This window comes from Providencia huaxiensis, from assembly GCF_002843235.3.
In the GTDB taxonomy this organism is placed as follows: Bacteria; Pseudomonadota; Gammaproteobacteria; order Enterobacterales; family Enterobacteriaceae; genus Providencia; species Providencia huaxiensis.
The window spans coordinates 1,366,352-1,393,229 of record NZ_CP031123.2 but is presented as its reverse complement, the minus strand read 5'-3'; the positions used below and the strand labels follow the sequence as shown (position 1 = coordinate 1,393,229).

Sequence of the window (26,878 nt, the reverse complement as noted above, 5' to 3'; positions counted from 1 at the left end):
AAATAATCATTCTTACAGTTGTTGAGACAAGTGCTCCATCGTCTGTATGATCCGCTTATCCGATATTGGGTACGGAGTTCCCAATTGTTGGGCAAACAAGCTAACTCGCAGTTCTTCAATCATCCAACGAATTTCTTGAACTTCTGGCATATTTTTCTGAATTGGAGATAATTTAACTAGCCATTGTTGCCACATATTCTGAACATGCTCTACCTTACTCATTTGAGCACGATCTCGGTTAGGGTCAATCGCTAATTTTTCTAATCGCCGCTCTATCCCATTTAAATAACGAAGAATATCAGGTAAGCGCTTCCAACCATGAGTGGTCACAAAACCTTTAAATACCAAATTCGACATTTGTGTTTTTATATCCGATAACGCTATCGCCATCGAAAAATCAACCCGCCCTTTTAGACGTTTATTGATAGCAAACACCGCTGTTAATATTTGTTCAACTTGCTTAGCAATATTAACAACCACATCATTTAATTCTGCACGTGCAAACTCTTTCAGTTTTTCAAACTGCACTTCATCCCATACCGCGCCACCAAAATCAGCAATTATTTGGTCGACGCCACAAGCAATACAGTCATCAATTAACTCTAATACCTTACCATAAGGGTTAAAATACAGACCTAATTTTGATTTATTTGGTAGTTTTTCATGTAGATATTTAATTGGCGATGGAATGTTTAACAGCAATAACCGACGTACTCCGGCCCACATAGCTTGCTGTTGCTCCAATTCGGTTTCAAATACCTTGATACCAACGCTATTTTTCTCATCGACTAACGCAGGATAAGCTTTAACGGAATATCCGCCTCTTTTTTGCTCATAACGTTGAGGCAACTCGCCAAAACTCCAAATATGTAACCCGTGTTGCTCAATGCCGTCATCCACAACTTCAGATAATGTTTCTTGCACTTTTTCTTTTAAGCTATTTTTTAGCTCATCAAGATTTTGCCCTTCTGCAACAGTTTTATTTTTGTCACCTACAACACGATACGTCATTTTTAAATGGGCTGGAAGCTGCGCTAATTGCCATGATTCGCGTTCAACAGTGACACCCGTCATACGGCGTAATTCACGTTCAAGTTTATCCAATACACTGCCTTCAGGCTCTGGTACTCGTTCTAAAAATGCAGAAGCATAATTAGGTGCAGGGACAAAATTTCGTCTAATAGGTTTAGGTAGTGATTTAATTAAAGCAACGATTAGCTCATGACGCAGCCCAGGAACTTGCCAATCAAAGCCAATATTCTGAACCTGATTTAATACAGCAAGAGGTATATGTACCGTCACACCATCAGCATCAGTTCCAGGTTCAAATTGGTAACTCAACCGAAATTTTAAATCCCCTTGATGCCAATAGTTAGGATAATCAAGTGCCGAAACATTACTGGCGTCCTCCTTAATCAGCATGCTCTTTTCAAAGCTTAACAAGTCAGATTGTTGCTTAGATGCCGTTTTCCACCAATTATCAAAATGACGGGAGGAAATCACATCATTCGGGATCCGTTGGTCATAAAATGCAAATAATGTTTCATCATCAACTAAAATGTCACGCCGACGTGATTTATGCTCCAAATCTTCAACTTCAGATAATAACTTCAGATTTTCTTTAAAGAATGCGTGACGAGTAGCCCAATCCCCTTCAACTAATGCATGACGAATAAACAATTCACGGCACAGTAATGGGTCAACATTCCCATAATTAACCTGCCTTGATGCAACAATAGGTAGCCCATATAGCGTCACTTTTTCTGATGCCATTACCGCACCTTCAGATTTTGACCAATGAGGTTCACTATAACTATGTTTAGTTAAATGTTCAGCTAAGGGTTCAACCCACTCAACATCGATGGATGCGGCAATTCTCCCCCATAATTTCGATGTCTCAACAAGTTCCGCTACCATTGCCCATTTGGGTGGTTTTTTAAATAGACCCGACCCTGGAAAAATAGTAAAACGTGCATTCCTAGCCCCAGTGAACTCGTGTTTATCCGCGTCTTTTTGGCCAATATGTGAAAGCAAACCAGCCAATAGCGAAACATGAATACTCCGAAAATCAGCCTCAGAGCTATTAATGGCAAAACCTTGTTCTTTCACCACTTGTCTCAATTGGGTATACAAATCTTGCCATTCTCGAATACGTAAGTAATTTAGAAAATCTTGGCGACACATTTTTCTAAATTGGGCGTTAGAAAGCTGCGTTTGTTGTTCTTTTAAATAATCCCAAAGGTTTAAAAAGGCTAAGAAGTCTGATTGTTTATCATGGAAACGCCGATGTTTTTCATCAGCAGCTTGCTGTTTTTCTAACGGTCTCTCTCTCGGGTCTTGAATTGATAATGCAGAAACAATCACCATTGTTTCACGTACTGCACCATGTTTACGAGCTTCAATCACCATCCGAGCGAGCCTTGGGTCAACAGGAAGCTGGGCTAGTTGCCTACCTGTATCCGTTAATTGATAGCCTTTATCCGCTTGTTTGTGGGACTTAATTGCACCTAGTTCTTCCAGTAATTTCACACCATCTTGGATGTTACGTTTATCTGGAGCCTCCACAAATGGAAATGCAGAGATATCACCAAGACCAATAGAAGTCATTTGTAATATAACTGATGCCAAATTCGTCCGTAAAATTTCAGGATCCGTGAATTCTGGACGTGATAGAAAGTCATCTTCTGAGTATAAACGAATACAAATCCCATCAGAAACACGGCCACAGCGCCCTTTACGTTGGTTAGCTGAAGCCTGAGAAATAGCTTCAACAGGAAGGCGTTGCACTTTTGTTCGGTAACTATAACGACTAATTCGCGCATAACCGGTATCAATGACATATTTGATACCCGGTACAGTTAATGATGTTTCTGCTACGTTTGTTGCAAGAATGATCCGCCGCCCCCCATGAGGATGGAAGATGCGATTTTGCTCACTATTAGAGAGCCTTGCGAAAAGAGGTAAAATTTCAGTGTGACGTAAAGAAAGTTTTGATAACGCATCAGCAGTATCACGGATCTCCCGCTCACCACTCATAAAAATCAATATATCGCCATTACCTTCAACCGACAGTTCATTTACCGCATCTATGATCCCATCAATTTGGTCACGGTCACTATCGTTTTGCTCTCCAATAATAGGGCGATAACGAACTTCAACGGGATAAGTTCGCCCAGATACTTCAACAATCGGAGCGTGACTAAAGTGCTTCGAAAAACGCTCAGGATCAATGGTTGCCGATGTAATAATCACTTTTAAATCAGGACGTCTCGGTAATAATTGACGTAAGTAACCTAAAATAAAGTCGATATTAAGGCTTCTTTCGTGAGCCTCATCGATAATAATAGTGTCATATTGCAACAGCAATTTGTCATTTTGTAATTCTGCAAGCAAGATACCATCAGTCATCAATTTGACTTGAGTCGTTTCACTCACTTGGTCACTAAAACGGACTTTATAACCAACATTTGAACCTAATTCACATTCAAGCTCTTGAGCAAGACGTGTTGCGACTGAGCGTGCAGCTAACCGTCTTGGTTGTGTATGCCCAATAAACCCTAGAACCCCTCTGCCAAGTTCCAGGCAAATTTTTGGGATCTGCGTTGTTTTACCTGACCCAGTTTCACCTGCAATAATAACAACTTGATGCTTTTTAATGGCATCTAAAATAACGTCTTTTTTCTGGCTAACCGGTAAATTATCTGGATACACAATTTTAGGTGAGTTTAATCGTTTAATTTCAACTTTTTGTTTGGCCTTTTCAATATCTATTTTAATAGCGTCAAGTACCGCAGAGCGCGATTTTTCGTTCTGGATCTTTGCAATACCCTGCACTCTTTTCTTTAGCAACCATTGGTCACGTAATGAAGTTTGTCCAATATCAGCAGTTAATGCCGTCAGAATGGATTTCACCTGTTAAATCCTTATCTTTAATAAATTTCAATACACGCTAGCCAACCCACTTCGTAATTTGTAAGGGCTAAATTTCGTTTTTATTTTTTAATTGTTGTTATCACATAAAAATACCATCAATTTTTTTGAAGAAGGCTATCTAATTTTTTTCCTATCAATCAGTTACACCATACGTATCATTACCAATAAAGTTTTACCTAAAAATAGAGGAACACATGAGTAAAGTATTACTATTGAAATCAAGTATTCTGGCTGACTATTCACAAAGCAATAAAATGGCAGATTACTTTATTCAACAATGGCAGGAAAAACACTCAGCAGATACAGTAACTGTACGAGATTTAGTCAAAGAGCCAATTCCAGCGATTGACGGTGAAATTTTAGCAGCTTTTGGCCCAAGTGACACGAAAACAGAACAACAACAAGCACATTTGGACCTGTCAAATACGTTAATTGAGGAAATTAAAGCTCACGATATAATTGTTATTGCAGCCCCAATGTATAACTTTACGATTTCTTCCCACTTAAAACATTACTTCGACTTTATCGCTCGCTCAGGCCACACGTTTAAATATACAGAACAAGGTTCTGTCGGCTTATTAAAAGACAAACGTGCCTATATATTAACGAGCCGAGGTGGTATCTATAAAGGCACACCAACAGATACCATGGTGCCTTATTTAACATTATTTTTAGATTTCATTGGCATTACAGACGTTGAGTTCGTTTTTGCTGAAGGAACATCGTTAGGCCAAGAGTCCGTTGAACGAGCACATCAACAAGCACAAAGTCATATAAATACTATTATCGCTTAAGATATAGTCTTTTAAGTCATATATTATTAAAACCCAAAACTACCATTGTTATATTTTGCGCACTTTCTGAGTGCGCTTTTTATTTCTTTTGTAACCATTGGCCATTAATGCCACGCACAAACTCCCCAGAACTTGCCCGTTCTACGAGTTTTTGCCCTGCTATCCTAGCGACCTCATTTGTTTTTAGGTTATTTTTTGCAGCAATTTCGCTGTATCTTTTTTCTCGTTCTTGATTAATTTGTGCCGCTAGTTTAGTAGCCTCCTGATTACTCGTATTAATCGGAGCTAAATAGCCCGACAGCGTTTCCCCCAATAGGCCTGTTTCTTTGGCTTCATCCACTGTAATTGCTACAGCCTGAAAAGTAGTCAATAATGAACATAGCGCTAGTACTTTGATAATTCGACTCATTTGGGATTTACCTCTCCGAACAAATCACTATTTTCTTTTAATAATTCTTCTACTTGCCTATCCGCTTTTATTTGGATTTCATGTTCAATTTTTACGTTCATATTAATATTGATGGGCTTATCCGGTGTTGCGACCTCAACTCGTAAGCAAGCTGATAACAATAACGCAATCGATATAGCTGTAGTAAATTTTAATATTTTCACGTTCATTCTTATGCTCATTATAAATTTTTTTCCAACCACTCTTCTAAAGAGCTACCAAATCGTAAACTACGCCATAATTGAAAGATATTTTCTTCATGTTGATAATGCAAATGAACTTCACGTTTTTTCTTTTCTTGCGTGTTATATCCTTCAAGGATTGTTTTCATGTTTAACAACCCTAAGTTTGTAACATTAACGTCTGTACGGCTGCGTTTTATTTCCAAATATTGTAGCCACCCCATAGCGGAACCCGCAGATATATTATCCTCTCGGATGGAATCAACAAATTGAGTATCTAGCCGTAACGTTAATGGCCCACTATTTTCTAACCACCCATCTTTAACTATCCACTCTGGATTATTTAAATAAAAAGGTAACTCACCATTAACTTTACCTGAAACAGCAAATTGTGACACTTTTAATATGGTAAATAACTGACTAAGTTCAATCTGTCTTAATTTTATTGAGGAGGCATGGATTTGTGGCCAGCGCAGTAAATCCATCGATACCTCACCCCCTAAGGTTTTAAAGCCCACATTAGTCAGTTTTAACGGCATATTTTCCGTTGGTGGATATGAGCCAGAAAGATCGGCTTTAATATCCGTCAATTCAAATAAATTATTGAGCTGTTTAATACGTAACTCAACGGGCGCCTTCCCCCCTAAAGTCCAAGTACTTTGTTTTAAACGCCATGGTAAAACAAAGTCTAATCCTGATAACTCACCATCTTTTAACCAAAGGCTAGTATTTTCTACACGCCAGTGTCCTCCTGCAATAAAACCATCTTCTGGTGTTATTGAAAAAGCAGCTTGAGAAAATAATTTTCCTTGTTTTAATTCAATTCCAAGATCAGCAGGAATTAATGTTTGAAAAGCCGTGACTGACTGTTCAGGCCAACGCGCTTCCCCTCTTAATCTTTCTCCGTCCCAGCGCCCAAATATGACGATTGGCCCGACATCTTTAGTGCTTAAATCACCTTTAAGTTGAAATTCAGCGGGAGATTTTCCACTAAGATCCGCATTTAATGTAATTTTTGGTAGATAACTTTCAGTACCAAATTGCATTCGTTCACTGGTAAGCTGTAATTGTCCATTAAAATTGGCTTTATTCTGATCACGTTGCCAAACTAATGGCTTACTTAGTTGTAAACGCGGAGCCCTCATCGATAAGAGCCCATATTGTATTTGGTCAAACCCTGTATTTAAGCTATTTAATGTGATTAAAGTGTCCTGCCAACTTCCATTACCCTTAATATCCCAATTAGCCGATAATGACGGCAAGTTGGCATTTCCCCAATAATTCCAAAACCATTTTCCTTTATCCAAGGTGAATTTATCAGCTTTACCATCCAAATGAATATCAAAATCCCCCCAATATTGCTCTTTAATTTTTAGAATAGCTTGCAAACGCCCTGAAATGCCATCTTCACCTAGCGATGTCCCCGCGAGTGGTAATCTAACTTCGTTAAGAACCAGTGTTTCAGAGAGACGGCCATAAGCTCTTAATAATGAACTGGATAAAAAAGAAACTTTTGGTGTGGCTAACTGGCCTGAAACCTTGGCTGGTAAATTAATATCCAGCACCATATCATCATATTTAACTTGGCCATGTAACCTAAAGTTAATATCAGCATCGAGTAAATTTATCTGGGTAGATGGCACAGTTAAGACAATATTGGCTTTCCCTTTCTTTGCTTGTGTGAGCATATTAATACGCCCTGAAAATACCATTTCACTTAATGTATTATCCCAGTTATCAACTTGAAGGCTGATACCGCCTTGTAAAGGAATATCTGCTTCTTTCCATTGCCACTTCCCTTGCGCTATTTGTATTCTAGAAGGCGATAGTAACCATGGTAAATAAAGCAATTCTTCCTTAGTGTCTGTATCCATGACACTAAGGACGCCTTGGTCATTCAACCAACTGAATTTAGCTTGTAAGAATTTTTCTGGGTTGATTAACTTAAAATAAGCATTCAGCTCGCCTTTTTCTGGAAGCTGATTTGCCATTAAGGGGAGTTGCACATCACCAAATAATTCTATTGTTTGCTTTTGTTCTGGTAGAAATGCTAAAAAATTTTGAATGACTAATTGGTGTTCCCTGTTTATTAAAGATGACAACCTTAAATTGTCGCCGCTAAAATCAAATTCTAGAGGGTTAGCCTGATTTTTACGTAACCAGATACTGCCTTGGTAATCACTCCATGGCTGTATGTTGGCATTATTTATGACTAATGAAAAAACAGGAATATTATCGATAAGCTCTTCAATGTTAATTGGTTCATTAACTGTTTCATTAGTTGGCTCAAGAGCGCTTAAACATTCAGTTTTTATATCAAGGCCATCCACAATAGCATGCAAGGGAAAGACAGAAAGCCTTGTGCTATTCAATTGAACCAATGTGCAATTGTTTGCTGTTATACTGATACTTGCTATACCCAATTGGCCATGACTAATTCTTGGTTCTGAAAACGACAGTTTAAATGGCTTAGGAAGATAGTATGATGCAACAACAGGAGCCCAATGGGATATCGTTATCCATAAAAGTATTAAGAGAGCAATGCTTCCACCCAAAAAGCAGAGTAATATTCTGAATGCTCTTTTCATTAACTGCATTACTACGTCCCTTGTCTGAATTGTTCTGTAGCGCAAATGATAAATTTCAGCAAAATCGTCTCATTAAACGCGATACTAACAAAGATAAACCACATTCAATCGTAAACAGATACCTATTTTCTTAATTTATAGGTGATTTACAAACTTAATTGTCTTATTCTGAGTTTATATTTTGTAGGTACACCTTTTTACCTACTCTTTTCTAATTGGTTCCTAAAAATTGGAGTCTTTATGATGAAAATTGTTTCTTATAGTACCAAACAGTATGACCGCAAGCACATGGAACAAGTTAATCAAAATTCTGGATTTAATTTTAGTATTGAATATTTTGATTTTCCATTGACGGTTCAGACAGCGAAAAATGCTGTTGGTGCCGACGCTATCTGTATTTTCGTTAACGACGAAGCTAATCGTGCTGTTTTAGAAGAACTTGCCGCACTCAATATTCGAATTTTAGCTTTACGTTGTGCTGGCTTTAACAATGTTGATTTACAAGCAGCTAAAGAATTAGGTATCCAAGTTGTTCGAGTCCCTGCTTATTCTCCTGAAGCCGTTGCAGAACACGCAGTTGGGATGATGCTATGCCTTAATCGCCGGATCCACCGGGCGTACCAGCGTACACGAGATGCAAATTTCTCTCTCGAGGGATTAACGGGGTTTAATATGCATAACCGCACTGCTGGCATTATCGGTACCGGGAAAATTGGCCAAGCGACGCTACGTATTTTAAAGGGCTTTGGAATGCGTTTACTCGCACATGACCCATACCCGAACCAAGCTGTTTTAGATTTGGGTGCTGAATATGTTGACTTAGATACTCTATATGAACAATCAGATATTATTTCTCTTCATTGCCCATTAACACCTGAAAATCATCACCTACTCGATGAAAATGCATTCAAGAAGATGAAAAATGGGGTCATGATCATCAATACAAGTCGAGGTGCGTTAGTCGATTCTGTTGCCGCCATTAATGCACTAAAATCACAAAAAATTGGCGCATTAGGTATGGATGTATATGAAAATGAACGTGATTTATTCTTCGAAGATAAATCTAATGACGTAATACAGGATGATGTTTTTCGTCGACTTTCTTCTTGTCATAATGTGTTATTTACTGGGCATCAAGCGTTTTTAACAGAAGAAGCATTAACAAGTATCAGTCAAACTACGCTAAATAATATCCGTCAAATTAGTTGTGGGGAAACTTGCCCTAATATTGTTAACGCATAGTTGGATCTGGGATTATGAAACGCCTAATTCCACTTACTATTTTGGGTTTATTGCTAGCAGCATGCCAAACTCATCAAGTCAATGCGCGTAATGATGACCAAGCACTTGAAAATAAATTGATGCACCACCGTTTTATTTTAACTGAAGTAAATGGTAAGACGATTAACAGTAAACAGACCGCCCCTTTCCTTGCTTTTGGCGAAAAAATGTTTGTTTCTGCATCAATGTGTAATGATTTCAACGGATTTGGCAATATCAAAAACGCAAAAATTACCGTAAAAAATTTAAGTAGGACTGAACTCGAATGCGTTGATGAAGATTTATCCAAATGGGATTCAATGATAAATCGAGCACTGTCTGAAGGTGCGATAATTTCATTGAAAAACAACAAACTAGTGTTAACTCAAGGCCATTACAAGTTAGTATATACACTACGCGACTACGTCAATTAACGAATACAACCCGCCTCTTTTAGAGGCGGTAAACGTTTGCCAAAAAACACTAAACTGGCAGCTAGATAGACTATTTAGCCTTATCAAATAACAAATTAATATTCGAAGATTTTGCAATTCGTTCCATATAGTTGCGAATGTTTGTGCTAAATGCTAAGTGCTCAACTATGCTCAAACTACGTAAAGTTGGAAAAATAATAAAATCATTAATATCAATGACCTCCCCCCGTGTTTCTAGCCACGCATCTAATAACGACAGTTGGGGCTCTAATTCAACTAGCAGCGTATGCGTTTCTTTTTTAAGCTCGTTTAAATCACCATAAGATTTTGATGTTCTAGCGATATATGCAGCTCTGGCTTCTGCTGTACTAATTTCAGGGAAATCAGTTTGTGTAAAACGTGGTGTCACAAGCTTATATACCACAGCAGAAACCGCTTTAGACCAAGCCTCTATTTCAGGGGTTATGTTTCCTCCTACATATTTAGGTTCATTAATGCTATCTACATAATGCACAATATCTAAGCTTTCAGGTAAATAACTCCCATCATCTTTTTGTAGAATAGGCAGCATTTTCCGACCAATCATTTTTGTCGGTGTTTCGATGTCATCATCGAATAACACAATTTGCTCTACCGCTAACTTTTTTAAACCAAAAATCATTCTTGCTCTGACACAAAATGGACAGTGATCATAAATATATAATTTCATTGTTAACCTCGCTAGTTTGGTATTAAAAGCCCAATAGGTTTTATACAGTATACTTCAGTGCCCATATTTATGCTTTATCACGCTTATGAAATTTTGTTTATCACTAAGTAATATAAGTATATTAGAGTGCACAAAATCCCAATCATAAAATATATAACGTGGCACAATATACTCAACAATGACAACATCTGAGAAAAATATGTCGCTAAATTCTATCGCAATTATCCTTTTTGATAATTTTGAAACCCTTGATGTCATGGGGCCTGTTGAAGTATTTGGTAGCTTAAAAGATTGCCAAATTGTATTTATCTCACCTTCAGGAGAGCCCATGCGCAGTTCTCAGGGAGTTACACTTAATACCTTACCTATTCAGACCCCTTGCTATCAATGTATTTTGATACCTGGAGGGCAAGGTACTCGCTCATTATCGAAAAATGATCAGTATATTCAGTGGCTAAAAAAACAAGCCGAGTTTGCAGAGACTGTCATTTCCGTTTGTACTGGCTCCGCACTTCTTGCTAAAACGTCTCTTTTAAATGGCTTTAAAGCTACGACAAATAAGCTATCTTATCAGTGGGTAACTTCTCTTAATAACCAAGTGTTATGGCAACCGAAAGCTAGATGGGTTCATGATAATAAGTTTTATACTTCATCAGGCATTAGTGCAGGTATTGATATGTCATTACAGATTATTTGCGATTTTTATGACCAAAGTATTGCAAGTAATATCGCACTTAAAATGGAATACATATGGAATCAAAATGCTAAACATGATCCATTCTCTAAGTAATCATTTAAGATGATTTAAGATTGTATTTAATATCAATTAAATTGGTATATGATTAATATTATTGATCTGTACCTTTATTTTTAAAAAACGATTATTTAGATTAAATCAGCCAAAACAAAAAATTAACATTTTAAAACGATCCATTAACTTTACCACTATAACACCAGTGTTATAATAGAAATTATAACTAGCTGATTTTAAATCAAAAATTTAACAAAATTGAGAGGCGGAAATAAGATATTAAAAATTAAATTTAAAGACCTCACCGTGGGGAATAATAAATATAGATATTTTTACTTATGTAATTATAATAACCATATCATAAATAATGTTATTATACTGCAAATGAACAAGTTATAAATAGAGATTCTCATCATAATTATGTTCATAAAAACTTTTAAATTCATTTGTTTTTTAATATACTATCGAGCGTAATTTAAATTAAGTGCATTGAATAATAATCTTTCCTATAAATTGAGGATGTCATATGGACATTCATACTATAATTGGTATTAAAATAAAAAACCGGAGAAAAGAACTCGGTCTATCAGGCGCTAATTTAGCTGAGAAATTAAATTTAAGCCAACAACAAATATCACGTTATGAAAATGGTATTAACAAAATTCCAATTAATCATTTAGTTGATATCGCTGAAGCATTAAATTGCCCGATTGAATGGTTTTTTCAAGGTTATACAAGCGGACTAAAAATTGAAAAAAATGATGAATTTGAACAATCAAATAAAGAGCGACAGTATACTGCAGAAAGCATAATCGTTGATTTAAAATGATTTTCCTATAATAATTACGTATTATCATTTTGAATGACAGAATAAAGGTTGAGTCTAAATATGAAATCAACCTTTATTATTGAATAAGATATTTTTAATAATTAATCATATGTAATATCAAAGCGCATTTGAGCATAAACCTCTCCCGGTGTAGTTCTATCTTCATATTGAAAATAACGAGCAGTAAGTTCTATATCGATATCTTTAGTATCATTATTATTTAATGATGCTACATGATATGGACGGCCAAAATTGATTGGGCTTTTATCTTTTCGCTGTATAACTTGAACACCAATTCCTTTTGCTGGGCTATATGTGCTTTGGTTTGCTAAAACACCATTGACTTGAGTACCCGTTGCTTTAATTCCGCTAAAAGTCACATCAATATTAGTTTTTCCTGTAAAACTAGTACCACCACTACATTTCAATTTTATTGTAAAATCTTTTTCACCTGCAGGTTGGTCTCGCGCTGTTAATTGAACTCGTTTTATAGGGTCTAACATTACATTTTGATTTTCACCACTTGTCACTTGGCAGGATGGCGAAACGATAGTAATAGCATTTGCATCTAAATAACTAACTAAGATTGGACTGTTATTAGGTTTATATCCATAAGTAGTATAGATACCACTTGCGAGTGTTCCGGTTCCTGTATATTTAGCCGTTTTTATTATACTTAACGTAAAAGTAGAATCATTTAATGACATTGGGGTAGTATAATATCCCACATCTATAGGAAAAGTACTTGGGTAAGTCATAGAATGCTGCCGACCCGATGAGCGGTGGAATTTTAAACCAATACCTTCAACATTCGTTTGATACACTTTTCCACCAATATCACGTAGGTCAGGCATCACGACTTCAGCCTCAATATTCACCTTTCCACGGCACCAGAGGTAAGTTTGATTGGTATTCATTGTATAATCTTGCGTTTTAATTACACTACCAACCGGGAGGTTAGGATCAACAACTATTTTTCCTAGCCTCATATCTACTCTATATGCAGGCTGGTTCGTTCTTTCGCAACTATTCCTATTGATACGTTCTGTCCACCAATTGTTTGCAGATACTCCATTTGCGGTAAATAGTAACCCTACCCCAATATACCAAAACCATTGATTTTTTATTGACATAGAACTTCCTTACTATTTCCTGCAGCTAATGAGAATGTACATTGACCTTTATCCCACGTAATAATGGCATTAGTTGCAATTTCACTGCTAATGAACACCATACCACCTTGCCCAACAATACCGATTGACTCACCTTTTTGGTCTGTCACATTAGCGCCAAATGGTAGAGGTTTGTTATTAGGCCTTTTAACGTTATAAATCACATTTTTTTTCAATCTTAGTACCAAATTTAACCTTAACAACACTACCTTCATAAGGAACTATTTGTGATGACATATTTTCAAAAATAATATCTTCGGAACTGCCTTTCGGGTCAATTTCGATTTTATTAGTGCGATAAGCCCTTACATAAGGCGCAATAGCGTAACCATGACTATCAATTGTCGTCCCCATCGCCCCTACCACTGATGCACCTTCTGCGCCTTTCGCCTCAATCAATGCAATTGTGGTTGCATTATTCGGCGTTAGCGTTATTCCACCAGAGTGCAAAACTAATGACCCATTTGCGCCTACACCATATTGGCGATAACCTTCACCTTGGCTGTAATTCGCATTTGTATTGGCTGACGATGTACGGTAACTAGTATTAAGACCGATATTTTTCGCACCACCATTTGCAACTGAAGTATTGATACCGTATGTCCAATTGTTATCACGGTCAAACGTACCACTGGTTCCTATTTGGCTACTTCCGAACTTTTCATTATTAAATGTAGTATTTGACGTTAAGGTAGATACCTGATTCTCTCCCCAATAAAGAGGAATACTCAAGTTCACACCGATCCTGTCATCTTTTTTATCATGACTATTTTGTGTATACACCCTCATAAATGACAAACCATATGAAAGGCGATTGATGCTATTGTTGTAACTTAGTTGATATTGTTTTTCTGTTCCTGACTTATCCCAATAACTTGAAATACGCCCCATGAAATAAATTCCACCATAACCTTCAGGTAAATTTTGGTTAATAGTGTAACTGAAACCATTCTTTTCACGCCCTAATGTATCGACAACGCCACGTTTATCGTTATCAATGGCATAAAGTGCATTATTAATATTGTAATAATCTTTCGTAGAATATCGATATGCTGCTAACACAAGGTTTGTGTCTGTTTCAGTGAATAACTTATTAAATGTAAAACGATAACTTTGCCCATAATCTGTACGATGATTAAATACAATACGAGATTGCGTTACATCAATTGCAACCGCACCAATCCCAGTATTAATACCGCTTCCTAACAAATAAGCTTGGTAATCATCAAAAGCAGTGACCCCACCATAAAGAGTAAATGTATTATTAATCCCATGCTGAAGAGTCGCTTGCATAACAAAAGGACGATTTCTTAAATTTTCAGAATCAGATTTACCACCCGCTATTTGGTAACGCGTAAACCCTGGACGTAATAATTGTGCTAACGAAGAATATGGCACACTAAAATTAGTCTCACTACCATCAGCCTCTTTTACTGTAACATTCAAATCATTACCATAGCCGGATGGATAAACATCATTCAAACTAAATGGCCCAGGAGACACGGTTGTTTGATAAATAATATTGCCATTTTGCCGAATCGTCACTAAGGCATTACTTTGAGCGATCCCTCGAATTTCGGGCGCATAAGTTGTCATCCCATCTGGATACATATTGTCATCAGTTGTTAGCTTTACACCTCTCAAGCCAAAACTATCAAATAGGTTACCATCCGTATAAAACTGCCCAACCGTCGCTTTTGATTTTAATGCAGCAATGGGTCGCTGAAGATAGGTTTGATTACTGTTCCAGTCCGACCCCGCAGAGCGCTGCCAACTCAAATTTCCTATATGTTTCAGTAGCCAACCATCATAGCTCAAGCCAGCATTAACGCCTAAATAAGCGCTAGAGCTGTCTGAGCCTTGGTTTCCACTGATATGGCTATCATAGTAATTAGCCATATAACCAATATTTAACGCAGGAATTCCTGTTTCCCAAAATTGGGGAGAGACATAACCACGAGAAATTTTTTGTTCATATATTTGCGGTACAGAAATATCTAAACGAAGTGTCGACGTATGAAATATATCTTTAACTTCTTTGTCACTGTTCCACTCATCCAATGGCAGGCAAGTGTCACTATTTTTATCAATTGATGAATTAAATTTTTCAGTATCAATACCTAAGTTTGAAAGTAACTCTGGGGTGTAACAAACCCCTAATTGTTTATTTTTTTGTTCTTCAAAATTAAGTTCGTAACGCCCTTTCCAATCATTATTCGTGTATACATCAACTGAATACTTTCCTGGGCTAATCCCTGTGGCATTAAAGCGATCTAAGTCAACATTGTCTTTACTTCCCATGATAAAGCCACTGTTGAATTCATAGGTTTCTTCTTCCGCTGATGCATAGAATATGGGAACAATCCATGACGTAATAAAGCAGACTACAGAGAGTGTATTGCTATATTTATTGTTTAACTCTCGCTGTTTCATTATATATTCCTATTTTGCAGTTAGAGTCACCGCAACATCTGAACCATAGTCATTAATATTGTTAACAACAACCTTACTACCTGACTTAATTGCCTGCTTTAATTCAACTAATGTCTGATTTTTGGGTTCTATCAAAACAGTCTTATCTGTGAGGCCTACTTTCCCATCGGTGGATATTTTTGTAACCGTAATATAAAAAGGTGTTGGATTTTCAATAACAATATTCTTACCATTTGTTTTGATAACTAACTGTTCAGGTGCTAATTCTCGGCTACCTAGCCCAACAGGTCGGTAAAAGAACTTAAAACGAGAGCGAATTGCTAGTTGTAAAACATTCTGCATTTCTCCATCTTTGCCTTTTACGGTAGGCGGAATATCGAGAATATTGAGCCACCATAAGCTTTCCCTATCTTGAGGAATTTGCCCTTTATCCATCAACTTTATGCGTAAATTTTGACCACCCTTTGCTTCTACTCGAGAAACAGGAGGGGTAATTTGAAATGGGGTTTTTATCGTATCAGGTGTTTCTGATGCATTACCTGTATCAAGCCAAGCTTGAGCAACCGCTGGACGTTCTGCCGTATTTGAAAGTTGTACTGTGATCTCTTTCTCATCTCCAGGGTAAATAAACCTCGTACCATTAACAATTATATTGTTAGCAAACGAATTAATACTGAAGATAAAACAACATGCTAATACGATAGCTTTCATTTAAACCTCAAAACATAAAAGCGGCAGTGTTCTACCGCTTATTGCAATAATATCGATTAGTGTTTCACTACAACGTTAATAACACTAATTTAAAACAACCAACCTATTCTTATTGGTAAGTGATTTCGTAAGTTGCGTAGCTTTTTACTTCACCCGCAGTAACTTCTGTTGGCTTGTCAGTGATGTAACCTACGTAATATTGGAAACGCGAACCATCAGTAATTTTGCTTGTTAGCATGGATGGCTGTTGTTCACCGGCCGCAGCACCTGGAACGATGAATTTCTTCGCATCATCAGCAGATAGAACGAATTGAATGTTTTTTGCACCATTAATATCAGTATTTGCTAAATAACCTGATTTTTCACTACCACTTAATAAATTACCGCCAGTCCACACTACACCGATCGTCTTAGCATCTGCTGAAGTTGCTGAACAGTTAGTCACATCAATTGCAAATGTTTTTGGTTTTAATAATGTACCTTTACCACTTGCTTGAACTTCTTCTAATGAAATTGGTGCTAAGTATACGCTTGCATCGCTACCTTGACCGTCAACAGAAACAGTACAAGAAACATCAGTTACTTTACCGTTAAAGTTAACTTGGCCACCGCCAACTTTATTTGCTGCGTTAGCTGTTGATAAGCCGATGATTGTTGTAGCAACCGCAGTCAGTAGTACTTTCTTCATTTTCATTTCCTAATATGAGATTTTTATTCTTACATTTAAACGAACTTATTAAGCTTTCATTTTGGTAAATAAGGAAAATAGATGTTCTACCGTATATTGAATACAGTTAGTTATTTATGTTTCATTTTTAAACCATTTATTTAATGCAAGTAAATGTCTTTCTTAATTAGTCCTATTTAGAATTTATAATCATATGCTCTATATGATTTCGAAGAGAGGATACATAACGGCGTTTTTCAAGGTAGTTGTCGCCTGAGCTGTTAAGCAGCTTCTTTTTTGTTCTCTGGGTTTAATTTCACATCACCGATTTCCTCCCAGTTTCTAATACCCTTTGACCAGCGGTTAGGGTTCTTTTTTTGCGCTTTGGTATATAGCTCATGGCGTCTTGCCAATATCGCTTTATCTTCACCATTATGGCGTTGCGCTGGTGTCACGAATTTGATGCGACTATGCCTGTGCTCAGTGTTGTACCATTGAGCGAAGCCTTTCATCCAAGCTCTTGCATCTTCAAGGCTTTTAAAGCCTTCGCTTGGCCAGCGGTGACTGTATTTGACCGTGCGGAACAATGATTCTGAGTACGGATTATCATTGCTGACACCGGGGCGGCTACGAGAGCCAATGACACCCATATCAAGCATTTTGGCTTGCATCGTCAAACATTTCATCGGGCTACCGTTATCTGAATGCAATACCACGTCTTTTTTAACGCATTTCTCAGACCAGAGCGTGCGCTCAAGCAATTGGGCAGCATGTTCACCTGATTCACTGTCATGAACTTCCCACCCGACAACCTTACGGCTGAAGATGTCGATTATCATGTAGAGGTAGAAGAACCGACCAATGACCGTTGACGGGCAGTAACTAATATCCCAAGTCCACACTTGGTTTGGCGCTGTCGCTGTGTACCCCTTAGGTTTAGCTCGGCTACCTTTAGGTTTTGCTTTACCTCGATGGGCTAGCTGGTCATTGGCTTTCAACACACGATAAAAGCTCGATTCAGACGCGAGATATTGCCCGTTATCTGCCAGCATTGGCACTATCTGACTTGGCCCTAAATTGGCGTATTCTTCTTGGTTACAGGTAGCTAATATCGCTTGCTGCTCTTCCTCAGTGAGCTTGTTACTCGGTTCTGGCCTATCAGCTGTAGGTCTTTTGTCACCACTGATTTCACCGCTTTCCTGCCAGCGTTGTAATGTGCGTACAGACATACCAACTTCTTCACAGGCTTTCTCTTTTCTAGCACCTGAGCCGACTGCTTCATCAATCAGAGATGCGTAATGCTGCCTATCTGTGAGTGAGGTTAATTGTCCTCGTCTTCCCCCCAGTAGGCATTTAACTTTTTTCTGAGCACCAACAACGCTGCCGTTTCAGCAAGCGCAGCATCTTTGCGCTTTAACTCTCTTTCTAACTCTTTAATCCGCTTACGATCATCCTTTCGCTCTTGGGTTAATTGCTTACGTTGCTGGGCTTTAGTTTGATTGCCTGCAATGCAGCTTCGCTTCCATTCTTTAACTTGCTCAGGGTAAAGCCCTTTTTCACGGCAATACTCACTTAACTCAATTTCGCTCAATGCTGCTGTTTCTAAAACAATTGAGAACTTTTGCTCTGGTGACCAACCATCTGAACTATTGCTATCAGCCAAACTAGAACCTGCTTTTAAATACTTATCTCGCCATGAATACAAAGTAGATAAGTTGATACTTTCTAGCTTTGCGAATTGGCGTAATGATAAGCCACTTTCAACCAGCTTTCTAATGATGGCTTTCTTATGATCTTCAGGATAATGCTTCACTAATATCTAACTTACCGCTCCCTGTTATATTTTTATGAAAAACTGAGGCGACAACTATCCTGACACAGGGGGATAATAACTTAAGTTTTATTAAATCGTTTTTTCCATCACTTATTTATTTTTTGATAGGTACAAGCTATCAAAAGCGATCTATTGATTGGGTTGCTTGATGTTTAGATTTAACTAACTTACTCGCACTAAGATTAATATTTAGATTTTAATGTATTGAAATTGGCCATTGCATAACATTAAAAACTAACAAAATAGAAATTACAGATTATTAGAAATAACAAAAATCATTATATTTACATTGAATATATAATTTCATTCATACTTTGATACTTTTTGTTGCAGAATGACCATGAAATTCATCAATTACTGAACATCAACTCAAGAGACTAACATTAATTAAATTAATGATTCATTCTTAATAAGAGTATGACATATCTAAAAATGACAAATATTGAATTCCGAATTATTATGCTTGAATATCAAAATAACACAGCAAGAGTGTATATATGTTCTTTTGTATTAACAGTCAGCTTTGGTTGTTATTAAAATTTTAAAATATGCTTTTTAACGAGGTAAATATCTATTTTAATCAAAATTTCAAAATAAATGAAACGGACGAAATAAATCTGATAGAAGAATTAGTGATAAAATCGCAATATAATTCTTTACTCATTCAACTTGATATTGAAGTGAAAACTGAAATATCAAATTATTTAGTTGAGCCTATGTTAAAAAAAATTATCATTATTTTTGATATAGAATAAGAAAACTTGATTAACTGTACAAACTATAAACTGCGTTACGTCAATTTTCTCTTTTTATAACCATATGAAATCAATGATATTTTCTTAAAACGAACACTTTATAAAAAGGTGATCTACATTACAAATTTTGACATTAGGAATATTCCTAAATCACTCATTCCGTGTGTTAAAGTGTGATCTAATACAAAAAGTCATCAATAAAAGATGCTTTTTCCTTCTGCTATTTTTCTACTATCAGGCAGTTTAGCGTCTTTTTAGTGAATCAATCGTTCTAATAAGCCCACTTTATTTAGCAATCACATAACATAAGGTAGCTGTTTCTGTTTTCGTACTACAAATTACCGATTATGTGACATTAAAGGATAAAAATATTTTATATCAATAATTTACCATAAAAACACGATGACTCCCTTACCAAATCCATATGAGGCCATCAAAATATCGCAAAAAAGCCTTATGATGTGTCTACTAAGTATTTTACATGTATATAAACATAGTTATCTCGTTGATCAAACTATGAAAACACACTTAACACTGGCAGTTATACTGGATAATAGTAATATCGGCTAATTTCAAGAAATGATTAATATAGAATAGAAAAATTATTAGAGGGGAACTACAGCAAAAATCTCACAAAATATTTCTGCTGATGGCAGTTAAGAGGTGAAAGATTGACTAGTGTTTGTTCTGGCGGTATAGAGCCCATTCTTCTACTCTTTCACCTGATGGTAAAATACAGTACCCTACTTGCCCATCCGCTGTATTTTCAATTTCGACTGTCCCCCCAATTTGCTCACAATATACTGATGCAGGATTTGCTATGCCTACACTCTTTGACTCCATTTCAGTTTCATTGGAAACACATCCAGAAATAATAGCCAAACCAGCTAACACAAGTATTTTTTTCATAAGAAATATTCTCTAGGTTAAATTAAAATATTTATTTATTATAACTGAGTGAAACTAATATAAACTCAATTTTATTCGAAAATAAAACAATATCGCATTAAGTGTTCAATATTATATCAGCAACGGCTAATAAATTACTTTAGCCTAAAATTCTTTATCATTAGCAGCTATTTATTACTTCAACACCCTAAAAAATATGATTTATTTCATTACTTGTTACTGCTTGTCTTAGTTTTATCTGGTTTAGCATACTGGAGCTTGTCCGCATTATTACCTAGAGCTTTTGCTATCAGCTACTTTATTTATTTTTAAGAGTAATTATTGGTGTTCTGCTTATATCTATCAATATCTGGATTATATTAACCATATTAGCTAACGTATTATGACCATCCGTCTATTGGTAAGACATCCCCCATTTTACTTGCGTCGTTTATTGTCAAATAGGACAATTAGAACGCCAAAAAATGCGACTAACAAACTACCAATGATATAATTCTGTCTATCAAATGCCAGTCCTGTATCTTTCACACTCTCCCCATATACAATAGGAATGCTGACATCCATATTGTAAGAAATAATTGCAGTAACGAGACCAATAATTGTGAGCACCACCCCAAATGTTTTCATTTCTATCCCCTTATGTCGCTTTTACCAAAACAGATTAGCCAAGTATTTTGAGAAAAGCAAAATGAGAAGTCACAAATTATAATATTTTCTTAAATGAAAACTTTGCAGCTTAGCCTATAACGCGTAAGAATTAGTGGGTGGACAGTTTTAAAGATAGATTTTCATATACTCAAACTTTATGTCAGGAACGATAATATTAGAGGGTTAACATCGAGTATTTATTAGAAATAATTCTTATTATTAATAACGCAAATAACCACACCCAGTCTGAGTGTGATTATTATTACTATTTATTTTCGTATAAAACAGCATGATACCGCGATTAAAATGTATAGACCATCATCAATGCAGCTTGGCTAAATTTTTCAAAAAAAGAGAATATTGCCGGCAAAATGGCAATATTTAAAATGGCAAATAAGCCTACTGTTGGCAAAGATATTTCCATAATGATTTACTGTATATTTGAGATATTACTACTAGCCTCTTCCTATCATGGGTCTATTCATTATATGTTCCTCCCAATCCACCACGTCAATTTCTCTAACAGCAATATGACGAACAGACACACCTTCATTATGCATTGCCGCTTTAGATCCTGTTTTTAATGGGTGCCAGGCAGGAAGAGATTTTCCTTCTAATAACAAACGGTAAGCGCAAGTACTTGGCAACCATTCAAATGTTTCTAAGTTATAACGATTAAGCTTTATGCAATCCGCTTCATAGCTGAAGCGGTCTTCATAATGCTTACACTGGCAAGTTTTTAAATTTAGCTGATTACAGGCGACATTAGTAAAATAGATTTCATCTGTATCTTCATCCATTAATTTGTGCAAGCAGCATTGCCCGCAACCATCACAGAGAGATTCCCATTCTTCATCTGTCATCTCATCTAAAGTTTTAACTTGCCAGAACTGCGACATAATACTTATTAATCCTATACTTAAATAACCCGTGTAGTCAGCGAGTGATCATTAATTGATAATTTTAGCATATCACCAGAAGCTAATGGGCCGACACCTTCAGGTGTTCCCGTTAAGATGACATCCCCTGCTCGTAATGTGAAAAAGCGGGACATATAGCTAATCAGCGGTAAAATTGGTGTGATCATATCACGCGTCGAGCCCTCTTGGCGAACTTCACCATTAATTTCCAGTGAAAGCTGAACATTTTGTAAGTCATTCGGGCTACTAACAGGAATAAAACCGGAAATTGGGCATGAACCATCAAATGATTTGCTTTTTTCCCATGGCTGACCTGCTTTTTTAAATTTAGCTTGCAAATCACGTAAGGTTAAATCCAATGCAACTGCATAACCTGCAATAGAGCGTGATACGCGGTCTTCATCTGCATTTTTTAATGGCATACCAATTAAAATCGCCATCTCAATTTCATGATGCACAGCACCAAAATCTTTTGGAATAACAATTGATTGAGTAATATCACACAAAGCAGTCTCTGGTTTAATAAAAATAACGGGTTCTTCTGGTGTCGCAGACCCCATCTCTTTTATATGCTTTGCGTAATTACTACCAACACAAACAACTTTATTTGCAGGGAAATCAAGTAACGCACCTTGCCAGTCACGATGTTGATACATAATAGTACTCCTATTATCGTTATTGTATTTTATTAGCGATACCATCTGCCATCATGCATACACTCAATGCAAAATAATATGAGCGGTTCCAATGCATAATGGTACGGAAATTTTCAGTCACTAAAAATGCTCTACCTTCAGGATCATCAGGGATAACCACCCAGGTTTTTACGTCTGAAGATAATTGAGCAAATGCAGGTAATGTAACGCCTAACTCTTGCCATTCACGAACAGATTTCCCTTGTTCTGCTTTTACGCCTTCCAACGTTTTATTAAAATCTATGGGTAAATTAACTTGGTAGCCCCATGGTAATTGAGCTTGCCAACCTTCTGTTGATAAATAATTAGCAATAGATGCAAACACATCTGATTTATTATTCCAGATGTCCATTTTACCATCACCATCGCCATCTGCTGCGTAAGACAAATAAGAGGTTGGCATAAATTGGCTTTGGCCCATGGCACCAGCCCATGAACCTTTGAGCTGTTGATCTTCTGGAATATAACCTTTGTCCATTATCTCAAGTGCAGCTAATAATTGCTTGCTAAAAAGCGCTTCTCTACGGCCTTCAAATGAAAGTGTTGCAAGTGCAGAAACAACATCTTCTTTACCTTGCGAGCGCCCAAAACCACTTTCTAATCCCCATAACGAAACAATGAACTGAGGTGGGACGCCATATTTATCACTGATAGCATCTAGAGTGGATTTATTTTCTAAATATTTGTTATAGCCAGCATTGATACGCGATTGTGGGAGTACATTTTTTAGATAGCTTGCTAACGTAACCGTCGCCCTTTTCTCTGGTTGGCCTTTATCAGCTTTCACAACACGCTCAATGAAATGAATATTAGCAAAAGCGCGTTCAATGGTGGCAGGTTTAATTCCCTGAGCAATAGCATGTTCTTTCAGTAATTCCACATAAGCAGGAAATTGTGATGGTTCACGTTGTTCAATAGGGAATGCTTTATCTAAAGCAGCGACTTCTTGGGCTATAGCCGCATTTTGTTCTGCGGTAATCGGGTGAGTAACAACTGATTCATTCCGTGTTGCAGAACAACTTGTTAAAAATAAGCCAGCGACTAATGTATATAATAACGTTGGTTTCATTCGTCTCCTCCAGACTATCTTTGCTTTTCAGGATTTTCTTAATTTGCTTTAGTTATTCAGTTCTTTATGTTCTGAAAGCAAATCCTCCACCGGAGGTGGGAATTGTAAGTAATAACCAACTTCTAAGAGGTCTAATTTAACCTTTGCCAAGTCAGCATTGGCGAGCCTTTCACGCTTATCTAATGAGATAAGCATGGCAAATTGAGGTGTTCCAAATTGAGCTAATAATTCATCAGGAACACGTGAAAAATCATCTTTCTTCTCAATATAAAGATAAGTTTGGTCACGCTTAGGGCTTCTATAAATTGCACAAATCATTATATTTAACTCTTTTTCTTAGTTCATTAGCTTGCTTGAAGTATATAGTAACTATAACATGCTATTGTTTTACAGAATATCTTCACCCGAGGATTGTTTCGGAAATTTTAATTTGCTGAGTCTGGATAGATGCCACAATCGCCAATAGAACTTAAAGGCAGCAGTTTTACTCTTTCAGTTATTCACTTATACAGTGAAGAGCCTAAACTCATCAAAAAAGCGCTGCAAGATAAAGTAAATCAGGCTCCTGATTTCTTTAAAAATGCCCCTGTCGTGATTAACATTGCTGAATTATCCCCAAATGCCGATTTACAGAGTATTCATAAATCTGTTATTTCTGCGGGATTACGTATTGTAGGGATCAGTGGATGTACTGACCCACAGATACGGCAAAAAGCAAACGATGCGGGTTTACCGATATTAAATGAAGGTAAAAGTCAAAAGCCTGTTGAAATTCAGCCTGAACCTCAGACTGCTACAGTTCAAACTGAACCTTTATATCGTAAAACTCGCATTATCAATACTCCTGTTCGTTCTGGGCAACGTATTTATGCACCAAATAGTGATCTGATCGTCACAAGCAATGTTAGTGCAGGTGCAGAACTGTTAGCAGATGGTAATATCCATATTTATGGCGTGATGCGAGGCCGTGCTTTAGCTGGAGCCTCTGGTGATATTGAAAGTCAGATTTATTGTACTCATTTGCAAGCTGAGCTGGTCTCAATTGCCGGTGAATATTGGCTGAGCGATCAAATCCCTGCTGAATTTCTCGCCAAAGCAGCTAAACTTTGTTTAGTTGATAATAAACTTAACATCGAATATTTAAATTAGACCTTATTTACAAGGAATTATTCATGGCACGCATAATTGTAGTGACTTCAGGTAAAGGTGGCGTTGGTAAAACCACTTCAAGCGCGGCCATAGCTACTGGCCTGGCACAAAAAGGGAACAAAACGGTAGTGATCGATTTTGATATCGGCCTACGTAACCTTGACCTTATCATGGGGTGTGAACGTCGAGTAGTCTATGACTTCGTAAACGTTATTCAAGGTGATGCAACCCTTAATCAGGCTTTAATCAAAGATAAGCGCACCGAAAATTTATTCATTTTACCTGCTTCACAAACACGCGATAAAGACGCGTTAACTCGCGAAGGCGTTGGCAAAATTCTTGACGAATTGAGTGATGACCTTGGTTTCGATTTTATTGTTTGTGATTCCCCTGCGGGTATTGAAAGTGGTGCCTTAATGGCACTCTATTTTGCTGATGAAGCCATTATTACTACCAATCCAGAAGTTTCTTCCGTTCGTGACTCTGACCGTATTTTAGGTATTTTAGCGTCAAAATCACGTCGCGCAGAAAAAGGCGATACGCCAATTAAAGAACACTTATTATTGACACGCTATAACCCTGGACGTGTAACTCGTGGCGATATGCTAAGCATGGAAGATGTCCTCGAGATCCTCTGTATTCCTTTGATTGGCGTTATTCCTGAAGACCAATCTGTACTGCGCTCTTCTAACCAAGGTGAGCCGGTCATTTTAGATACAGAATCTGATGCAGGCCAAGCCTATGATGATTGTGTTGCGCGTATTTTAGGTGAAGCTCGCCCTATCCGTTTCATTGAAGAAGAGAAAAAAGGTTTCTTAAAACGCCTATTTGGGGGGTAAATAATGGCTTTATTGGATTTCTTTCTGTCGAGAAAAAAAACGACAGCGAATATCGCAAAAGAGCGATTACAAATCATCGTCGCTGAACGTCGCCGTGGTGATAGTGAGCCCCCATATCTTGCTGATATGAAACGCGATATTTTGCAGGTTATCTGTAAATATGTGCAAATTGACCCTGAAATGTTGTCATTGCAATTTGAACAAAAAGACGATGATATTTCTGTTTTGGAATTAAATGTCACACTTCCTGAAGGTGATGAAATTAAAACCACGACAGTAGAAAAATAATTCGCAAAGAAGCCGCTATACATTATGGCGGCTTGCTTTTTTACTATGTAATTTGCCCTGATTAGCCAGAAGTTATGTTTTAATCCTTTTATAGCTTAAATTTAATTTCCAACGTGTGCTGTTTTCTTAGACCTTCCGGTGGCACTCCAACAGAGCGGCTCTTTAGTGTTGCAGCTAATGCGGCTTCGTCCAGTTGAACATGCATAGAAGACTTTTCAATACTCACCTTTGTGATCTCCCCCAATGGCGTAAGCGTAAAATTCACCAGAACCGTTCCTTGAACATTGGTATTTCTCGCTTTTCTTGGGTAACGTTTATGTCGTTCAATTTCACTACGTAGTTTATCAATATAACTTTGGTAGTTTGAATCTGTTGCGTTTCCTACCGAGGTCGTCCTTTGTGCTCCCGCTTGGCCTGCTGCATAAGATTGGCTGTCGTTTTTACCTACACGCTGTTCTTGTTTTACATCATCACTTTTTTGTTCCTGTTCTTTCTGCTTAATCACTTTTTTATTTGGTTGTTTTTGTTCTTTTTTCTCGATAATTTTTTTTTGTTTTTCTGACGCTTTATTTTCATCACTATGTATATTTTTCTTATTAGCAACTTTAATTACAGCATTTTCATTTTGTTGTGACTCTGCAAGTAAGCCTCCCACTAGCTTATTATTTAATGTGACGTCATTTGTTTGTTTTTCAATTACATTTTGTGTCAATGCAACAGAGACGATAGCCGCATATATTGGCGTGTAAATTTGTGCAGAGCGTGTTTTCTCTATATTTAAACAATAAAAAACGATGCCAAAATGAAATAATAAAGAAACCATCACAGCAAAATTAAAACGTAAAGTAATCATTTTAATAT

General features: G+C 37.0%; 25 protein-coding genes and 1 pseudogene. 8 read left to right on the top strand and 18 right to left on the bottom strand.

What is annotated here, in order from left to right; all coding sequences use genetic code 11:
• Positions 1–12: 12 nt before the first annotated feature.
• Positions 13–3,912, bottom strand: coding sequence for an ATP-dependent RNA helicase HrpA (gene hrpA / locus CYG50_RS07980; protein WP_102140374.1), 3,900 nt, complete (start codon positions 3,910–3,912; stop codon positions 13–15).
• 215 nt (positions 3,913–4,127) lie between these two features.
• Here hrpA and CYG50_RS07975 point away from each other — a divergent pair, with 215 nt between their 5' ends.
• Positions 4,128–4,727, top strand: a complete 600-nt coding sequence (locus CYG50_RS07975) for an FMN-dependent NADH-azoreductase (RefSeq protein ID WP_102140373.1) — start codon at positions 4,128–4,130, stop codon at positions 4,725–4,727.
• A gap of 79 nt (positions 4,728–4,806) precedes the next feature.
• On the opposite strand, the gene CYG50_RS07970 is transcribed toward CYG50_RS07975, so the two are convergent.
• Genes CYG50_RS07970 through CYG50_RS07960 form a run of 3 tightly spaced genes read right to left on the bottom strand, consistent with a single transcriptional unit; the run spans position 4,807 to position 7,954 of the window.
• Positions 4,807–5,136, bottom strand: coding sequence for a YdbL family probable chaperone protein (locus tag CYG50_RS07970; protein ID WP_102140372.1), 330 nt, complete (start codon positions 5,134–5,136; stop codon positions 4,807–4,809).
• The gene (locus CYG50_RS07965; RefSeq protein ID WP_102140371.1) at positions 5,133–5,345 is read right to left on the bottom strand and encodes a YnbE family lipoprotein; all 213 of its coding nucleotides are present in this window, start codon (positions 5,343–5,345) and stop codon (positions 5,133–5,135) included. Before CYG50_RS07965 ends, CYG50_RS07970 begins: the two co-directional genes overlap by 4 nt.
• Before the next feature lie 11 nt (positions 5,346–5,356).
• Positions 5,357–7,954 carry a YdbH family protein gene (locus tag CYG50_RS07960; RefSeq protein ID WP_238706835.1) on the bottom strand — a complete coding sequence of 866 codons (2,598 nt, stop codon included), beginning with the start codon at positions 7,952–7,954 and terminating at the stop codon, positions 5,357–5,359.
• Between the two features lie 234 nt (positions 7,955–8,188).
• Here CYG50_RS07960 and CYG50_RS07955 point away from each other — a divergent pair, with 234 nt between their 5' ends.
• Together CYG50_RS07955 and CYG50_RS07950 are read left to right on the top strand one after the other, a co-directional pair.
• Positions 8,189–9,187, top strand: a complete 999-nt coding sequence (locus CYG50_RS07955; RefSeq protein WP_102140389.1) for a 2-hydroxyacid dehydrogenase — start codon at positions 8,189–8,191, stop codon at positions 9,185–9,187.
• A 14-nt stretch (positions 9,188–9,201) separates the two neighbouring features.
• Positions 9,202–9,639, top strand: coding sequence for an META domain-containing protein (locus tag CYG50_RS07950; protein ID WP_102140370.1), 438 nt, complete (start codon positions 9,202–9,204; stop codon positions 9,637–9,639).
• Between the two features lie 70 nt (positions 9,640–9,709).
• Here CYG50_RS07950 and grxB read toward each other — a convergent pair whose 3' ends face one another.
• Positions 9,710–10,348: a glutaredoxin 2 gene (grxB, locus tag CYG50_RS07945; RefSeq protein WP_102140369.1), complete on the bottom strand. Its 639-nt coding sequence runs from the start codon at positions 10,346–10,348 to the stop codon at positions 9,710–9,712.
• Between the two features lie 178 nt (positions 10,349–10,526).
• Here grxB and CYG50_RS07940 point away from each other — a divergent pair, with 178 nt between their 5' ends.
• Together CYG50_RS07940 and CYG50_RS07935 are read left to right on the top strand one after the other, a co-directional pair.
• Complete coding sequence (locus CYG50_RS07940; protein ID WP_202981454.1) at positions 10,527–11,138, top strand: DJ-1/PfpI family protein; 612 nt, start codon at positions 10,527–10,529, stop codon at positions 11,136–11,138.
• A 487-nt stretch (positions 11,139–11,625) separates the two neighbouring features.
• Positions 11,626–11,928 (top strand): helix-turn-helix domain-containing protein, encoded by a 303-nt coding sequence (locus CYG50_RS07935; protein WP_102140367.1) that lies wholly within the window; start codon positions 11,626–11,628, stop codon positions 11,926–11,928.
• Positions 11,929–12,029: 101 nt separating this feature from the next.
• Here CYG50_RS07935 and CYG50_RS07930 read toward each other — a convergent pair whose 3' ends face one another.
• From CYG50_RS07930 to CYG50_RS07880, 12 genes and pseudogenes are all read right to left on the bottom strand, one after another.
• On the bottom strand, positions 12,030–13,061 hold the full coding sequence (locus tag CYG50_RS07930) for a fimbrial protein (protein ID WP_102140366.1): 1,032 nt from the start codon (positions 13,059–13,061) through the stop codon (positions 12,030–12,032).
• Positions 13,052–15,533, bottom strand: a pseudogene (locus CYG50_RS07925) (fimbria/pilus outer membrane usher protein). Before CYG50_RS07925 ends, CYG50_RS07930 begins: the two are co-directional and overlap by 10 nt.
• Before the next feature lie 9 nt (positions 15,534–15,542).
• The gene (locus CYG50_RS07920) at positions 15,543–16,244 is read right to left on the bottom strand and encodes a fimbrial biogenesis chaperone (RefSeq protein ID WP_102140365.1); all 702 of its coding nucleotides are present in this window, start codon (positions 16,242–16,244) and stop codon (positions 15,543–15,545) included.
• A 109-nt stretch (positions 16,245–16,353) separates the two neighbouring features.
• Entirely contained in the window at positions 16,354–16,932 is a 579-nt protein-coding gene (locus CYG50_RS07915; RefSeq protein ID WP_102140364.1) for a fimbrial protein, read from the bottom strand.
• Between the two features lie 260 nt (positions 16,933–17,192).
• A protein-coding gene (locus CYG50_RS07910) for an IS3 family transposase (RefSeq protein ID WP_374189495.1) occupies positions 17,193–18,724 on the bottom strand; the annotation gives its coding sequence in 2 pieces (ribosomal slippage) (positions 17,193–18,262 and positions 18,262–18,724; 1,533 coding nt in all).
• A 1,451-nt stretch (positions 18,725–20,175) separates the two neighbouring features.
• On the bottom strand, positions 20,176–20,409 hold the full coding sequence (locus CYG50_RS07905) for a putative hemolysin (protein ID WP_102140651.1): 234 nt from the start codon (positions 20,407–20,409) through the stop codon (positions 20,176–20,178).
• Between the two features lie 417 nt (positions 20,410–20,826).
• Positions 20,827–21,036 carry a hypothetical protein gene (locus tag CYG50_RS07900; RefSeq protein WP_102140652.1) on the bottom strand — a complete coding sequence of 70 codons (210 nt, stop codon included), beginning with the start codon at positions 21,034–21,036 and terminating at the stop codon, positions 20,827–20,829.
• A gap of 322 nt (positions 21,037–21,358) precedes the next feature.
• The gene (locus CYG50_RS23225) at positions 21,359–21,481 is read right to left on the bottom strand and encodes a hypothetical protein (RefSeq protein ID WP_256372924.1); all 123 of its coding nucleotides are present in this window, start codon (positions 21,479–21,481) and stop codon (positions 21,359–21,361) included.
• A 31-nt stretch (positions 21,482–21,512) separates the two neighbouring features.
• On the bottom strand, positions 21,513–21,956 hold the full coding sequence (gene ycgN / locus CYG50_RS07895; protein WP_102140653.1) for a cysteine cluster protein YcgN: 444 nt from the start codon (positions 21,954–21,956) through the stop codon (positions 21,513–21,515).
• 20 nt (positions 21,957–21,976) lie between these two features.
• Positions 21,977–22,633: a fumarylacetoacetate hydrolase family protein gene (locus CYG50_RS07890; RefSeq protein WP_102140654.1), complete on the bottom strand. Its 657-nt coding sequence runs from the start codon at positions 22,631–22,633 to the stop codon at positions 21,977–21,979.
• 19 nt (positions 22,634–22,652) lie between these two features.
• Positions 22,653–23,741 (bottom strand): lytic murein transglycosylase, encoded by a 1,089-nt coding sequence (locus CYG50_RS07885; protein WP_102140655.1) that lies wholly within the window; start codon positions 23,739–23,741, stop codon positions 22,653–22,655.
• 48 nt (positions 23,742–23,789) lie between these two features.
• Positions 23,790–24,059, bottom strand: a complete 270-nt coding sequence (locus tag CYG50_RS07880) for a YcgL domain-containing protein (protein ID WP_102140656.1) — start codon at positions 24,057–24,059, stop codon at positions 23,790–23,792.
• Between the two features lie 129 nt (positions 24,060–24,188).
• Here CYG50_RS07880 and minC point away from each other — a divergent pair, with 129 nt between their 5' ends.
• From minC to minE, 3 genes are read left to right on the top strand one after another with little or no spacing between them, the layout of a single operon-like run.
• Complete coding sequence (gene minC / locus CYG50_RS07875; RefSeq protein WP_102140657.1) at positions 24,189–24,890, top strand: septum site-determining protein MinC; 702 nt, start codon at positions 24,189–24,191, stop codon at positions 24,888–24,890.
• Between the two features lie 23 nt (positions 24,891–24,913).
• Positions 24,914–25,729, top strand: a complete 816-nt coding sequence (gene minD, locus CYG50_RS07870) for a septum site-determining protein MinD (protein WP_102140658.1) — start codon at positions 24,914–24,916, stop codon at positions 25,727–25,729.
• Between the two features lie 3 nt (positions 25,730–25,732).
• Complete coding sequence (gene minE / locus CYG50_RS07865; protein ID WP_102140659.1) at positions 25,733–26,017, top strand: cell division topological specificity factor MinE; 285 nt, start codon at positions 25,733–25,735, stop codon at positions 26,015–26,017.
• Positions 26,018–26,105: 88 nt separating this feature from the next.
• On the opposite strand, the gene CYG50_RS07860 is transcribed toward minE, so the two are convergent.
• On the bottom strand, positions 26,106–26,870 hold the full coding sequence (locus CYG50_RS07860) for a TonB family protein (protein WP_102140660.1): 765 nt from the start codon (positions 26,868–26,870) through the stop codon (positions 26,106–26,108).
• Positions 26,871–26,878: the final 8 nt, after the last annotated feature.

Excerpts from the sequence above, each read along its gene's own strand:
- CYG50_RS07860 (WP_102140660.1), bottom strand. The coding sequence starts at position 26,870 with ATGATTACTTTACGTTTTAATTTTGCTGTGATGGTTTCTTTATTATTT.
- CYG50_RS07960 (WP_238706835.1), bottom strand. The coding sequence starts at position 7,954 with ATGCAGTTAATGAAAAGAGCATTCAGAATATTACTCTGCTTTTTGGGT.
- CYG50_RS07965 (WP_102140371.1), bottom strand. The coding sequence starts at position 5,345 with ATGAACGTGAAAATATTAAAATTTACTACAGCTATATCGATTGCGTTA.
- CYG50_RS07880 (WP_102140656.1), bottom strand. The coding sequence starts at position 24,059 with ATGATTTGTGCAATTTATAGAAGCCCTAAGCGTGACCAAACTTATCTT.
- CYG50_RS07915 (WP_102140364.1), bottom strand. The coding sequence starts at position 16,932 with ATGAAGAAAGTACTACTGACTGCGGTTGCTACAACAATCATCGGCTTA.
- CYG50_RS07920 (WP_102140365.1), bottom strand. The coding sequence starts at position 16,244 with ATGAAAGCTATCGTATTAGCATGTTGTTTTATCTTCAGTATTAATTCG.
- minD (WP_102140658.1), top strand. The coding sequence starts at position 24,914 with ATGGCACGCATAATTGTAGTGACTTCAGGTAAAGGTGGCGTTGGTAAA.
- CYG50_RS07940 (WP_202981454.1), top strand. The coding sequence starts at position 10,527 with ATGACAACATCTGAGAAAAATATGTCGCTAAATTCTATCGCAATTATC.
- CYG50_RS07955 (WP_102140389.1), top strand. The coding sequence starts at position 8,189 with ATGAAAATTGTTTCTTATAGTACCAAACAGTATGACCGCAAGCACATG.
- CYG50_RS07935 (WP_102140367.1), top strand. The coding sequence starts at position 11,626 with ATGGACATTCATACTATAATTGGTATTAAAATAAAAAACCGGAGAAAA.
- CYG50_RS07975 (WP_102140373.1), top strand. The coding sequence starts at position 4,128 with ATGAGTAAAGTATTACTATTGAAATCAAGTATTCTGGCTGACTATTCA.
- minE (WP_102140659.1), top strand. The coding sequence starts at position 25,733 with ATGGCTTTATTGGATTTCTTTCTGTCGAGAAAAAAAACGACAGCGAAT.
- CYG50_RS07890 (WP_102140654.1), bottom strand. The coding sequence starts at position 22,633 with ATGTATCAACATCGTGACTGGCAAGGTGCGTTACTTGATTTCCCTGCA.
- grxB (WP_102140369.1), bottom strand. The coding sequence starts at position 10,348 with ATGAAATTATATATTTATGATCACTGTCCATTTTGTGTCAGAGCAAGA.
- CYG50_RS07885 (WP_102140655.1), bottom strand. The coding sequence starts at position 23,741 with ATGAAACCAACGTTATTATATACATTAGTCGCTGGCTTATTTTTAACA.
- CYG50_RS07930 (WP_102140366.1), bottom strand. The coding sequence starts at position 13,061 with ATGTCAATAAAAAATCAATGGTTTTGGTATATTGGGGTAGGGTTACTA.
- minC (WP_102140657.1), top strand. The coding sequence starts at position 24,189 with ATGCCACAATCGCCAATAGAACTTAAAGGCAGCAGTTTTACTCTTTCA.
- CYG50_RS07905 (WP_102140651.1), bottom strand. The coding sequence starts at position 20,409 with ATGAAAAAAATACTTGTGTTAGCTGGTTTGGCTATTATTTCTGGATGT.
- CYG50_RS07970 (WP_102140372.1), bottom strand. The coding sequence starts at position 5,136 with ATGAGTCGAATTATCAAAGTACTAGCGCTATGTTCATTATTGACTACT.
- CYG50_RS07900 (WP_102140652.1), bottom strand. The coding sequence starts at position 21,036 with ATGAAAACATTTGGGGTGGTGCTCACAATTATTGGTCTCGTTACTGCA.
- CYG50_RS07950 (WP_102140370.1), top strand. The coding sequence starts at position 9,202 with ATGAAACGCCTAATTCCACTTACTATTTTGGGTTTATTGCTAGCAGCA.
- CYG50_RS23225 (WP_256372924.1), bottom strand. The coding sequence starts at position 21,481 with ATGGAAATATCTTTGCCAACAGTAGGCTTATTTGCCATTTTAAATATT.
- ycgN (WP_102140653.1), bottom strand. The coding sequence starts at position 21,956 with ATGTCGCAGTTCTGGCAAGTTAAAACTTTAGATGAGATGACAGATGAA.